The following is a 14,597-nucleotide window of genomic DNA, read 5'->3' on the forward strand; positions in this document are numbered from 1 at the left end:
CTCACATCCCTGGATAGTGATCGATATCAATACCCGTCATGCGCTTCATGGCTGTCACGAACTGCGCCCGGACCTCGGGCGTCCAGTTCTGATGGTAATGGCCGCTGTACTCTCTCGTGAAGTATCCGCCATCTGCCTTGCGGCTGAACATTCCACCAACGACGGTTGAATTGTCGGCGTCCGCCAGCGAAGCCAGCTTTTCATGAGGCGAGAGACCTCTGGGACTGGTGGGACCCCTTCCTGGGTATGTCTTTCCTACGAGGAAGACCTCTGTCTCTGGCTTGAATATGAATTCAATCCCGCCCTCGGAAGGATGGTAGTTTCGAAACGCCGCAGTTGACTTGACACGGCTGCTGACTTCGATGACGCCTGGCACGGGGCCGCTCCCATGCAGCGGCGCCTCATGCTGAATCTTCTCCAGCCGGACGTTGCCGAAGTTCGAGCCGAGGCCCCGGGTCTTCAGCGTATACCCCGCCATCTCGAATGCGGTGTGGGTCGTGAACCCCGCCGAAGCGATCGCCCCCAGCCCCCCCAGCATGAACTCCGCTGTACCGAATATCTGCTGGGCCAGGTTGCCATTCTCCCGCCCCTGGCGAGCATGTTCCTGACCGACCGCCATGCCCATGACGTTGAGGCCGGTCGCTGTCGCCCCCGTTCCCAGGCGCACCGCCGCGACCGAGCTCTTCATGCCGGCCGCCAGACCGCCTCCGAGCAGCGAGCCGTAGCCTCCCGTCACGAAGGCCGACTCCAGGTTCACGTCACCCAAAGAGCGGCCCTGCATGATCATCTGTGAGGCCACGTCGAAGCCGCCGCCAAGCGTCATGCCGCCCGCCGTCGCGCCCAGGCCGAAGAGGTTGCCGGAGAGCACCGTCGCCCCGGCGGCACCGCCGAACATCGTCGCCCTGCCCCATTCGATGGGCTTGCTGCTCCCCGCGCCCTCGAAGGCCTCCTGATAGATGACGTGGGCCTCGGTGCCGATGACCGCCGTCAGCCCCGCGTAGATGAGCAGCGGCATGAACGCAATGCGCCCGTCCCGGTCCACGTAGCGCGTGGGATTGCCGTTGGCGTAGCCCCACCGGTGCAGGCTCGCGGGGCTCGCTTCATCGCCGAAGAGCGGGTCCTCGCTCAGGAAGCGGCCCAGCTCCGGCGCGTACCAGCGCTGCTGCGCGTACGTCAGCCCCGCGTCCGCGTCATACGCATGGCCCGTGAAGCCCAGGCTCGCCTCCGCGGAGCCCGGCACCTTCCAGTGCGCCGAGCTCTTGCGGTAGCCACCCCACGCGTCATACCGGTGCCACGAGTCCGTCGCCCCCACACGCCCCACGGAGCTGCCCAGCCCATCGTGGGCGATACGGTCGGTCCCCACGGAGACCGTCAGCCCCGGGCCCTGCGCATAGAACAGCGTGGACTGTCCTGGCAGCCGCTCATCCACCAGCTCTCCAGCGGCCCAGAGCCAGTGCGTCGTCTGGGCCCCCACCGTGCGGCTGCGACGCAGCCCGTCCCAGCCGTACGTGTACTCGGCCGTGACGTTGCCCCCGCCTCCACCCGACACCGCCGGCTGCACCGTCACGCGCGTCAGGCGGCCCGCCGCGTCCCAGCCGTAGTCCTTCCGGCCACTCGGCGTCTGCTCCGAGCGGAGACGGCCCACCCCGTCCGTGTTGTACGTGGCGATGAGCTGCCCACCCTGGAGCTGGTCGTGGATGCCCTCCAGTGCACCGCGAGCATCCAGCTCGTAACGCCAGTGCCGCCGCGCGGAGGCCCCATCGAAGGCCGACGGCCCCAGCGCACCACCGTAGGCCGCGACCTCCTTCTCCTCGAGCCGCGTCCCATCCCCGGAGAGCTTGTAGAGCTGCGCCACCCCATCCGCGTAGCGAACCCCCGTGAGCCGGTCGGCCGTGTCGTAGCCGTACGTCGTCACCTCGTCCGACGTGAGGTGCCCGTCCCGGTACGTCTCGCGCACCCGGTTGCCGCGCCCGTCGTACGCATACTCGAAGCGGCTGTGCAGCCCGATGGCGGCGCCCGGATTGCCGCACTCCGCTGAAGCCTCCGCGTTGATGACCCGGAACAGCCGCCCGCGGTCGTCATGGCACCGACGCTCCGTCAGCGAGTCTCCCGACACCGCCAGCAACCGCTCGCCGCCGTCCTCCCACTCCACCGTCATGGGCCCGGCCGGGCTGGTGATGCCCGACAGCCGACCCCGGGTGTCATAGGCGTACGTCACCGACCGGGAGCCGCTCTCCACCGTCCTGCGCTGACCGCTGGCCGTATAGGAGTACGAGACCGTGTCACCGCCACGGCGCACGCGCTGGAGCAGACGCCCGGCGTCATACGTGTAGAGGTTCTCCACGTCCGAGGAGCCCTGCCGCTCCGTCACCTTCCACGGCGCGTCGTCCGCCGTGTACGCGTACGTCACCAGCGTCAGGTCCGTGTCCGGCTGGCTCGCCCCGCCGGGCTTGTACTCCACCCGCGCCACGCGCCCTCGCCCGTCCATCATCGACTCGATGGCGTCGAGGTTGGCGTCCACCCGCCGCGCCATCCCGCCCACCCACGTCGTCGTCCAGGTCGCGGAGTCCCGCTTCCTCCGCGTCTGCCGCCCCAGGAAGTCGTAATCGAACGACTCGCTCGCGACGCCACCCGAGGGCCGCGTCACGGCCGTCAGCCGCAGGAGGCCGTCATGGGCATACGTGAAGGTCCCCGCCCCCGGCTGCACCACCGACAACAGCTCGCCCCGCGCGCCACGGGTATAGGTCTTCGTCGCGGCATCGACGGTGCCCGCCCCCTCCGTCACCGACAGCAGCGCCCCGTTCGCGTCGTACGTGTAGCCCGTCCGCTGGAAGTTGCCATTGCGGCCGAACTGCTCCCCCGTCACCAGTCCCCGAGGCGAGTAGGAGACCGTGAGCTCGCGCCCGTCCGGCCCCTTCCGGAACGTCATCCGGCCATCCTTGTCGTAGCCGTACTCGGTGACTTCGCCTCCGAAGGAGCTCTGCGTCAGCCGGCCATTGTCATACGTGTACGTCGTCGCGCTGAGGCCCGCTGGCTGCTCCCGGGACAGGACGCTGGCCGCGTCGTACAACCAGACGTCCTCACGGCCATCCCGCGTCATCTCCACCACGTTCCCGAGCGAGTCCACCTCCAGGTCCGTGGTCCACGTCTGGCTGTTGCCGCCCGTCACGTCTGTGGCGGTGACGCTCGCCTCGCGCTGGTCCCACGACATCTTCGTCTCGTAGCGGTAGGACAGCCCGTCCGCCGACCAGGTCTCCTCCTCATCCAGCACGCGGCCCCGGTCGTCGCGCGAGCTCCACACCGTCTCCGCCTTCCAGTCGTTGCCCTCGCGGACCGTGACGGACTTCTCCCAGGGCCCATCGAGCACCACCGTCTTCGTCCGCTGGCCGCCGTCGCTCCCCGACGTCGTCTCGCTCAGCAGCCGGTCCCTGGCGTTGAACTTCCGCAAGGTGGTGATGGTGCGTCCATCGCCCAGGTCCGCCGTCTCGCTCACCTGCTGCGTCTGGTGCAGATACGCGTACGTCCACTTCATCTCGGGCGTGGTGGCATGCGCGGCCACCGTCTTCGACGTCATCCGCCCCAGCGCGTCGTATTCGTAGGTGACCTCGTAGCCGGGGTGCGGCCCCTTCTCCACGTGGACCCGGCTCGCCGCGTCCAGCGTGTACGTGGTGGTCTTGTCCTCCGCGTCCACCACCTGCATGAGCGTGCCCTGGGGGTCATAGTGACGCTCGGTCTCCGCGCCCTCGGCGGACGTGTGCTTCCACACCTGGCCACGCTCGGTGTACGCGAATGCCTCCTTCGCGAGCACTCCGCCCACCAGGCGCTCCACGCTCAGCATGCGCCCGGCGGCGTCGAGCGTCAGGGACTCCGACTCCGTCCGGCGCTGGCCCCCGCCCGTGTCGATGGTCCGCAGCACCACGACCTCGTGCTGCGCGTCGTCGTACGCGCGCGTCTCCGTCCAGGTGAGCGTCTCGCCTCGCGAGAGGACCTTCCGCTCGTGCTTCGTCGTACGGCCCAGCACGTCTTTGTACTCGTACGTCTCGAGGAGGCCGAGCTCCTTGTCCTCGCGCTCGATGACACGCCCCGCGCCGTCGTACTTGCGCACCTCATGGATGCCGCCCGTGGTGCTCTGGCTCTTCGTCGTCTGCGGATTGCCGAGCGGGTCCAGGGACGTCATCAGCAGCGTGTGCTGTCCCGAGCGTCCCTCCTTGCGGCTCACCACGTTGCCCTGCGCGTCCCGCTCCAGCTCCAGCGAGTCCCCGTCTCCCCAGTCCCACGCCACGGGCCGTCCCAGCCCGTCGTAGGCCAGCTTCGTCACCCGGCCCAGGTGGTCCGTGACGGTGTGCGGGTTGCCGTCCTTGTCGAGCGCGTAGGTCACCTCGCTCACGCCATCCACCGACACGCCCGTCAGCCGGCCCGCCGGGTCGTACGCGTAGACGTGCTCCTTCAGCAGCTCGTCCGTCGTCTTGACCAACCGGCCGTTCTCGTACGTGTTGACGCGCTTGACGGGGGCCACGAGGTCGCCCACCAGGGAGGACTCCTCCACGAGCAGCCCTTCCTGGTACTTCAGCGTCCGCTGGTGGGCGCGCTTCGTCCCGTCGGTCTTCTTTGCCAGCGTTTCCGTCACCGTCAGGACGTCGTCCTGCGCCTGATACGTGTACGTCCAATCCGCCTCGGGCGTACCCGAGCGGACGGTCCTCAGCACCCGGCCGAGGGCGTCATGGGTGAAGGTCTCGTAGCTGCCCGTCTGGACGTCGTCGGTGCGCGCCAGCCGGCCATAGCCGTCATAGGCCAGCGTGCGCCTCAGGGTGGACAGCGCCGTGGAGGAGGCCGTGCTCAGCGTCATCGACATCTGCTGGGGCTGGCCGAGGGCATTGAACGGCCCCAGGACCACCTCCCGGCCCTGCGCGTCCGTGTACGCCTCGAGCAGGCCGTCCGCCGAGTACCGCGCGTCCTTGATGACGTCGCGGGTGATACCCCCCGCCGTCACCGAGAGGCTCGCCAGGTTGCCACTGGCGTCGCGTGGGCTGTTCACCGTCGCGGCGCCGGTCCCCAACGGCGTCGTGGAGCTGGCCGGCGTACCGAAGCGCGCGTCCAGCACGTGCTGCACCAGCGCATCGCCAATCGCGAGTCCGTGCACGGGCTTGCTGTCCACGGGAGCGCCTGCCAGCGACACCCCCGTCAGCACCAGCCGCGAGGAGGACGCCATCTGGAGCACCCGTCCGGCGGGTGAGGCCCGTTGGTTGGCGAATACCTGCCCTCCGCGCGTGTCACTGCCCCACGCCGTCGCCGACACGAGCGTGCCCGTCTCGGAGCTCCGCACGTTGCCGGTCTCATTCAGCACCAGCTCCGCCTTGACGTTGTCGGGCCACGTCACCGTGCGCCGAGTCGGCCCGTAGGTGATGTTCACCGCCCCGCCCTGCATGCCGGTGGTCGACACCGAGGTAATCACCTCGTGCCACTTGAAGTGCTGGTACGCCGTCGTGCTCGGCGTCCGTCCGTAGGTGGCGCGCCACTGCACCGGCGTGTTCGAAGCGGGCAGCCCACCGTGGATGAGGCGCGCGGAGGACAGCTCGTTGACCGCGTCCCACTTCTCGTCATCCTTCAGCGAGGTGGGCACCGGCGCGTACTCGTAGGCGTACGTCTGGAACGGCTGGCCCGGCGAGCGCTCCACCCGGATGAGGTTGCCCTTCCGGTCCTGCTCGAAGCTCAGCGAGTAGCCACCGGCCAGGCCGGTCGTCAGCACCGCGGACCGCATCCACTTGAAGCCGCGCGAGCGCGCCTGGATGCGGATGGTCTCCGGCAGGTCCTGGGCCTCCAGGTCCACGTCCTCGTACGTGAAGGCCAGGGACACCGACCCCACGTCCGCCTTCTGCGTCACCTTCTGGAGCCGCTCCGAGTCGCCCTCGTACTCCAGCTTCGTCCAGCCCGTGTCGTCGCCACCCAGCCGCCCATGGCTGTCCGAGAAGCGCGTCAGCATCCAGCGGCGGTGGCCCTCCTCGCGCGGCCCCTTCGCGGGACGATTGAACTCGAACGTCCAGCCGCCCTCCGTCTTCAGGACCACCCTGTCGGCCGAGCCGTCCGAGTCCATGGGCGCGATGACGCGCAGCTCGAAGCCGTGGGCGTTGTCCGTCACCCTGCACGGGTCCGTGCCCAGGGTGTTGCCGTAGTGCTCCGAGTCCTTCGGCTCCGCGGCGCAGTGGGGGAAGACGAAGCCCTGCCCGCCCACCACGGCGACGTAGCGGCCCACCCGCTCTTCATGGAGCCAGCCGTCGAAGTTGTGCCGCCAGCCCACGCCCAGGTGCGTCGCGATGTTGTCCTGGTTGTTGTAGATGCGCTTGAAGGCGAACTGCCCCTTGAGGAACGGCAGCGAGAAGTCCTCGTGCTCGAAGGACAGGTGTCCGTCCGCCACGTTGACGCCCGCCACCGTCTCCTGCCCCACCGCTCGCGCGTGAGCGCCCGTGTACGAGCCGCGCGGACGGCCCAGCTCCATCACCCAATCGGCCCGCGTGGGCAGCGTCGAGTTGAGCACCAGGAACACCGGAGTCGGCTCCTTCGTGCCCCCCGCCATGCCCGTCAGGTGCGGCGGCAGCGGCAGCCGGAAGCGCCGCGCGCCCGTGTTCGAGCTCCGCTTCGCCTGGAAGAGCTTGAGCTGCCTGAGCAGGCCCTGCCCGGAGTCCTGCACGCGGTAGGAGCCATCCGGCTGGAGGTCCAGCGCCACCTCCTTCAGCAGGCTCTGGCCCGACGGCAGGCAGCTCGGGTTGAGGCACACCCGCAGCGTGCCGGACGAGAGCTCCGTGGGGTCCACGTAGAAGTTGGCCGTCGACGGCTGCGACACCGGACGCCCGATGGCCGGCTCGCCGGTTCCCGGGTCGTCCTGCATCATCGCCGCGTCCATCGTGTACGCCGCCGACGAGGACACGAAGTCCCTGCGGGGCGCGAGTCCCTGGAAGTTGAAGCGGTAGAGGATGTTCTCCGCGTTCCCGCTCAGGTACAGCTCCAGGTAGAGGACGTCGCTGGCGCTGAGGATGTCGCCGATGTACTCGCCACCGCAGGTCGCGGTGATGGTGTGGTTCACCTCGTCGATGGTGAACGGGCAGTCGATGCCGAACTCGTCGGTGCCCAGTCGCACCCGGTAGTCGCCGCTCAGCGTCCCCGCTCGGCCCGGGTCGTCCGGAGCCAGCAGGCCCGCGAGGAACTGGTACGACAAGTCCTTCGCCTCGGCGGCGGGGGGCGTGCTCGGGTCGCGCATGTCCCGCGGCTCCGCGCCCTGGGAGGCGAGGACCTTCCGGGGCTCGAGCTCCAGGATGCGGAACTCGTGCTCGCGCGACTGGTCATACTGGTCCACCAGCGTGCCTCGCGCGTCGTAGCGCTTGAAGACGTTCTTCAGATACAGCGCCTGCTTCGGCAGTCCGGGGGGACTGTCACGCCGCGGGCGGGGCTCCTCGAAGTTCGGCGGCCGCTCCCGGCTCTCCTCCGCGTCCACGTAGCCGTCGCCGTTCGTGTCGCGGTCCAGGAGGCGGTTGCCCACCACGTGGAGGTAGTAGTTCGCGCGCGCCAGGTTGTTGTGCGTCGTCTGCTGCCCGTTCGCATTCACCCGCCGCAGCGCGGACTGCACGTTGACGGTGTTGAGGCCCGGCTCCACCTCGAACACCGTCACCGCCGGCTGCTCCAGCACGCTGCCCGTCACGCGGACAATCTGTCCCGCCAGCGGAGGCACGCCCCGGGGCACGTCGCTGAGCTGCCGGGCATCGCGGAGGCACATCTCCCACTGCTTCCGGGACGCCCCCGGCGCCAGCTCCGAGCAGTACATCTCCAGCAGCGCGCCCGCGTCGGCGTCATCGTCGGTGATGGCGCCGGGCTTGCAGCTTCCGCCGTCCCGCAGGCCCTTCTCGCAGCCCTCGTCGTCCGCATCCCAGATATCCGGCAGGCCGCCGTCCAGCGTGCCTCCGTCCGCGGGCGGCGGGGGAACCGGGCTCTGTCGCACCCGCCAGTGCGTGGTGACCTGGATGTAGTCGTCGCGCGTGGTGCCCGCGCCGCCCGTGCGGATGAGGTGCCGCGGCTCGTCGTCGCGCCGCAGTCCCTCGGAGCGGGCCTGGCGCTTCACGCGCACGTCGAGCTCCGGCGGATACAGGTCGATGTCGCCGGGGATGCCCAGCTCCGCCCGCGAGCAGCGCGACATGCTGTACGTCTGGCTGCCCTCCCTCACCTCCAGCGGCCCGCCCGCCGCCGCGTCCGCGGGGCACGTGCCGTCCGGCGCGCGCGTGTCGCGGTTGATGGACGGCACCGTCACCGTCGCCATGCCGGAGTAGCCGGTGGCGTGGTTCACCGCGAACACCACCAGCCGCTGCCCCGCCGCCAGCCGCAGGAACGAGCCCGCCATGGGCCCGCACTCCAGCCGGTAGAAGGACTCGTCCTCCGGCGTGCGCGTCCCCGCCATGCCCGCAAGCCGCTGGCAGCGGTTGCGCGTTTCCGTGTTCGAGTAGTGCGAGGGCCCCAGCCGCACGCGCGAGTACTGTCCGTGGGGGCCGGTGGGCGGGTTCTCCGGGTCCCCGCACGCCTTCGTCAGCGGCTTCGTCACCGCGTACCGGGCCACGGGGTGCTCCAGGTCGTCCTCGCGGAAGAAGTGGACTTCCGTCGTCGCCGAGTCCTCCGCGGACACCGACTCCAGCTCGCCCGTCGCCGGGTCCCGCTGCGTCTCCGAGCCGCTGGTGCACGTGGCCGGCACCGCCGTGCCGTCCTTGTTCTTGAAGGTGAGGCTCCCGTACAGCAGCCGCACGTCCACCAGCACGTCGGCCCAGGAGTACCCGTTCTTGAACATGTAGAAGGTGCTCGAGCACACGGGGAACGAGGTGTTCACCGCGACGACGTGCCGGCTGCCGAACCAGCCCTCCTTCTCCTCGATGCGGGGCCCCAGCGGGACGTCCGCGCAGGCGATGCCCGCCGTCTCATTGCCGGGGATGATGACCGTCGAGCGGAACACGCCCTTGTCGTCCGTCATGCCGCCCGTGTCGACGTAGCTGGTGATGCTGACGGGCAGGTTCCGGAAGCGCACCACGCCGTGGAACGGGTCCTCGGCGTCCGAGCTGTCGGGCTCCTTGTACACGGTGAGCCGGCCCTTCGTCGGCGGCCCGCCCGCGTCCGGGATGATGGGCTCCACCTTCGCCGTCAGGCGGATGGCGCGCGTGTCGTAGCGCGTCTTGCCGGTGAGCAGCAGCGTCGACGTGCCGAAGGGCACGTAGACCTCGGAGGAGATGGCGGCCCGGCCCAGGCCCTCCTTCATCCACTCCTCGCCAGCGGCCGGAGCAATCGGGCTGCCATTGGGGCCCACCGCGGACAGCGTGGCGACCACTTTCTCCGTCGGGCTGAGGGCGCCATTGACCTCGTAGCTCGCCTCGAACTCGATGAGCAGCGCGTGAGGCATCTCCACCTCGACGCCTGCCTGGAGCTGCGGCAGCTCCATCGTCAGCAGCGTCTGGTGCTCGCGCGGCGAGCGCACCTGGCCCGAGACGTACGCGACACCGGGCAGGAAGCTGTCCATCAGCGCCCACATCGACATCAGCGCGCTGCCGATGTCCGCGTGCGCGCTGGGGATGATGAGGTCCTTCGCGCGCTCCCAGAGCGAGGGCTCGCGCACCTTCACCGGCGAGTCCAGCAGCAGCCCCAGGCCTCCGTCCGTCGCCCCGCCCTGCTGCGTCCCCGAGCCGCCCGTCCGGGCGAGCGCCGCCTCCACCTGGGTCTGCTGCTCCGGCGTCAGCGCCATGTAGCCGAAGAACTCCAGCGAGCCCGCCGCCACGGGGCCGTCCGAGACGATGGCCTCGCCGTCCGCGCGCACCCGCGCCAGCGACATGCGCTTGAGCGACAGCCTCCGCTCGTCGAAGCCCAGCAGCACCACCATGCGCCCCGCCGGGAGCTTCGTACGGTTGGGCAGCGTCAGGGTGAAGGGCTTCAGGAAGCGGGCCTGGTCCGGGCCCAGCTGCCACAGCGCGTCCACCGACACCTTGTCTTCGACGGGCACCGGACGGTGGACCACCGGAATCTCCGTCGCGGTGAGGAAACCCCGGGTGGCGCCGCTCGCGAAGGCGAGGCCCCCCTCGGGGAACTCCAGCTTCAGGGCGCCGTGGACGCCACCGAAGGTCACCGCCCCGCCAGCGGCGCCATCCACCGCCTGCGCGGACGCGCTGTCCACCGCCACCAGCGCCAGCCGTCGGTCCACCGTCTCCTGCTCGGCGGCGACGAAGACCTGCCGGCGAATCACCGGCAGCGTCCGTCCGTCCGAGGTGACGCCACCCTCATAGCGCACCACCACCTGCGTGCCGCCGCGCACGCCCACCAGCGCCCAGTTGCCGTCCGGCCCCGTGCGCGCGCTCAGCGTCTGCCCCTCCACCTCCACCTTCACGCCGGGCAGCGGGCGCAGCCCGTCATCCATCACCGCGCCGCGCACCACCGTCATCGGCCGGCGCACGGTGAACTCACTGGCGTAGGGCGACGCCATGCCCGGACCGGCCTCCGCGCGGATGCCGCTGACGCGTACGGTGACGCGCTCTCCCTCGGGCAGCGGGTCCGCCGCGATGAACGTCGCCGTCTGCGAGCCCGGCGCCACCGAGTAGCCCCCCGCCAGCTTCGCGCCGCGCGCCCACACCTCGAGGCGCTCCGGCACGTCCTCCGCCCGCACCGGCTTGTTGAAGGCGACGCTCACCAGCGCCGCGGTGTCCACCTCCATCGCGCCGGGCAGCGGGTCCGCGCCCGTCACCACCAGCGGCTCCTGGGTGGCGTCGCGGTAGCGCACCCGCACGCTCGCCGTGCCCGTGAGGCCCTGCGCGTCCGTGGCCGTCACCGGAATGACGTTCTCCCCGAGCGACAGCGGCACCTGCGCGGTGTAGAGGCCATCCGCCCCGCGCGTCGCCGAGCCCGTGCCGATGCGCACGTCCAGCGCTCCCGAGCCCCCCGTCACCCGCGCGCGGACCTCGACGACCGCGGCCTCCGCCTCCGCGTCGTCCAGGGGCTGGAGGATGGAGACCACCGGGGGCACCGCGTCGATGAGGAGGTGCTGCACCACCGAGCGGCGGTTGCCAGCCAGGTCCAGCGCGTCCACGGTGACGGCGTTGTCGCCCGCCACCAGCGTCACCAGCGCGGAGAAGCCACCGGCCACCACCGGCACCGGCGCGCCGTTCAGCGTCACGGACGCCAGGTTGGCGTCACCCACCGTGCCCGTGAGCAGGTAGGGACTCTCCGTCACGCGCGCGGGGTTGGTCGTCGGACGGGTGATTTCGAGGTAGGGCGCGGTCCGGTCCACCACCACGCTCCGCGAGGCGGAGTCGGTGCGGCCCAGCGCGTCCCGCACGCGAACCTCCACCTGCTGCGAGCCCTCCAGCAGCGCCAGCGAAGCGCTGAAGCTCCGCGAGGACACCGTCGCGGGCAGCCCGTTCACCGTCACCTGCAGCGGCAGCGCGCCGCCCTCGACACGCCCCAGCACCGCGAAGCGCATGCCTCCCACCACGGTGCCGTCCTGCGGCGACTCCACGACCAGCACGGGCGCGGCCTCCTGCCCGGACCCGCCGCCCGCGTCCGTCCCCGACGAGCCCGCGTCGGTTCCGGAGGAGCCTCCGTCCGTTCCCGAGGAGCCACCGTCGTTTCCAGAGGAGCCACCGTCGCTGCCCGTCGGGCCGCCGTCGGTGCCGTCCGTTCCGGCATCCGACGCGTCGCCCAGGCGAAGCAGCCGCAGCGAGGTCTCCGTCGTCTGGCCGTAGCGGTCCACCGCCGCCACCCGCACCGTCCTCGGCCCCACGGGAACGTCCAGCGTGTAGGAGAAGCGGCCGCGCCCATCCACCACCGCGGTGTGGCCCTCCACCGTCACGGTGGGGACGTCTCCAGCCACGGAGGAGGTGGCCTCGCCACGCACCGTGACGGAGGCCGCCGAGAAGGCGTAGTCGTCCGGCGGGTCCGTCACCACCAGCGTCGGCGGGCTGCCGGGCCGCCGCACCGTGCGGTTCACCGTCGTCCGGTTGCCCGCCGCATCCGTCGCGACCAGCGCGATGGAGGTCTCCCCCACCTGCACGGGCCGCGTCACGGAGAAGGCGCCACCGGCGCCCAACGTCACCGCCTCACCGGTGATGGTGAGCGTCACCGCCGTCGCATCCGTCACCGTGCCGGAGACCGTCACCGTCGCCGCCGTGACGACGGCGGCCTCCTCCGGGGACGTCACCACCAGCACCGGCCGCTGGGAGTCGCGCACCACCTGGAGCGACGCCGTCGCCGAGTTGCCCGCCGCGTCGAGCGCCTCCACCGTGAAGGCGTTGCCACCCTCCATCAGCGGGAGCGTGTGGCGGTACCTGCCGTCCGCCGCGCGCGTCATCGAGATGCCGCCCACCCGCACATCCGCGAGCGGGCCGTCATCGGTCGCCACCACCACCAGCGGCACGTCGGCCACGCTCGTGATGAGGTTGTCTTCCGGGGACTCCACCGCCACCGTCGGCCGCGCTGTGTCGATGACGAAGGTACGCGTCACCGACGCCTCGTTGCCCGCGCCATCTCGCGCCGTCACCACCAGCGTGTGCGAGCCGGGCGCCGACACCTGGCCGCCGCTCTGGAAGGGCTGGCCCTCCAGCGTCGCGCTCACCGTGCCGGGGTGGTCCTCCTGCACCGTCCAGGACACCGTGGCCGGGGTGTTGCGGCGCTGCCCGTCAGCGACACCCGTCACCGTGATGACCGGCGCCACGGTGTCGATGGTGAAGGTGGCCGTCTGGCTGGCCGTGTTGCCCGCCTGGTCCCAGGCGGAGACGACGAGCGTGTGGGCACCCGACGCGGAGATGGCCGTCCCGGACGCGAGGTCCTGGCCATCCAGCTTCGCCTCCGTCCGGAGCAGATGCGCATCGGTGACGGTCCACGCCGGAGTCACCGCGCGGTTGACGAGGGGCTGCGCCGGCAGGCCGGAGACCTGGACGACCGGCACCGTCAGGTCCAGCACGAAGCGCACCGTGCGCGTGGCCGTGTGGCCCACCGCATCCACCGCCGTGATGACCAGCGTGTGCTCGCCCTCGGCGGAGATCTCCGTCCCCGAGGTGAAGGCCGCTCCGTCGAGCGTCGCCGTGACGGTGACCGGGTTCGCATCCGCCGCGCTGAAGCCGGGGGAGACGGGCTGCCGGTAGTGCCGGTCCGCCTCCACGCCTGTCACCACCAGCACCGGCGCCTGGGTGTCGATGGTGAAGTGGCCCACCGCCGTGGTCACGTTGCCCGCCAGGTCGCGCGCCGTCACGGAGAGCACGTGCGCCCCCTCCGCGGAGACGGCGGTGCCCGAGGTGAAGGGCTGGCCGTCGAGCGTGGCCTCCGCCTGCTGGAGGTGGGTGTCCGTGGCGCTGAAGACGGGCGTCACGGGAGCCTCGACGTGCGCCCCCTCCACGAAGCCGCTGAAGGTGACGGCCGGAGGCGTGAAGTCGAGCGTGAAGCTCCGCCGCGCCACCGTCTCGGTGCCGGCTTCGTTGCGCGCGACCACCTCCACGATGTGCGCGCCCTCCGAGGAGATGGTCGCGCCGCTGGTGTAGGGCTGGCCGTCCAGCGTGGACGTCACCGAGCCCTCGGGCGGGTCCGCATGGGTGACGGTGAACGTCACCGCCACGGGCGCGTCGCGGTGCGCTCCTTCCTCGACGCCGCTGAACGTCACCTCGGGGGGAGTGTCATCGCACCCGCTGCCCGCGAAGCATGCCAGCAGGAGCGCTCCCCAGAGAGCAACCGACCGAATCCCCCGGTTCACTTGGACTCCTCCCCCTCGGAGCGAGCCGGCCGGGCCAGCTCACGCAGACGCTCTGGATGACGCTTCACCGAGATGCGGTTCCGGAGCTGCTCCTCGAGCGCCTTCGCGGCCTCATGCCGCGCCTGCGCCGCAAGCTCGCCCCGGACCTCCTGGAACGTGGGCACCACCGTGCGCGGCGACTCCAGCGCCCGCGCCACGTGCAGCCCGAACGCCGTCTCGAACGGCTTCGACAACTCCCCCTGCTTCAGCTCCGCCACGGCCTGGAAGAAGCGCGGGTCCACCTGTCCCTCGCGCACCGGCCCCAGGTCCCCGCCCTTCTCGCCCGTGGCGGCATCCTCGGACGCCTCGCGAGCCACCGCCGCGAAGTCCTCTCCGCCCTGGACGCGCGCGTACAGCAGGTTGATGCGCGCCTGGGCCTCCGTCCTCGCCCTCGCATCCGCCTCCGCGGGCAGGCGCACCACCAGGTGCGCGACGTGCACCTCACGGCGCGACAGGGACTCCTTCGCCTTCTCGTACCGCTGCCGCAGCGCGTCCTCGGTGCCGGACTCCGCCGCCACCTTGTCCAGGTACGCGTTGGCCAGCACCTCGCGCCGCGCGGCCTCCACCCTCGCCGCCACCGCGGGGTCCTTCAGCAACCCCGCCTGGACGGCGCCCTCCGCCAGCAGCGCCCGGTCCACCAGCGCGTCCAGCGCCTGCTCCGGCGTCGCGTCGCGGTCCCGCGTTTCCCAGAACCACGCCACGTCCGAGCGCTTCAGCGCCGTGCCACCCACGTCCGCCACCACGTCCCTGTCCCCGCAGCCCACGAGCAGCACGCCGAGGAGCGCCCCCGTCCATCGCATCGAAGCCC

The 14,597-nt window shown here is 71.0% G+C and carries 2 protein-coding genes; both read right to left on the minus strand.

Features of this window, described 5'->3' with window-relative positions:
• Position 1: 1 nt before the first annotated feature.
• Positions 2-13,660, minus strand: a complete 13,659-nt coding sequence (locus ACX9TP_RS28190) for an RHS repeat-associated core domain-containing protein (RefSeq protein WP_482973724.1) — start codon at positions 13,658-13,660, stop codon at positions 2-4.
• A gap of 86 nt (positions 13,661-13,746) precedes the next feature.
• Complete coding sequence (locus ACX9TP_RS28195; protein ID WP_482973725.1) at positions 13,747-14,589, minus strand: peptidylprolyl isomerase; 843 nt, start codon at positions 14,587-14,589, stop codon at positions 13,747-13,749.
• Positions 14,590-14,597 lie beyond the last annotated feature (8 nt).

Source organism: Pyxidicoccus sp. M15, assembly GCF_056858435.1.

What these genes read in the sequence shown, in the direction of transcription:
- ACX9TP_RS28195 (WP_482973725.1), bottom strand. Translation starts at nt 14,589, where the DNA reads ATGCGATGGACGGGGGCGCTCCTCGGCGTGCTGCTCGTGGGCTGCGGG.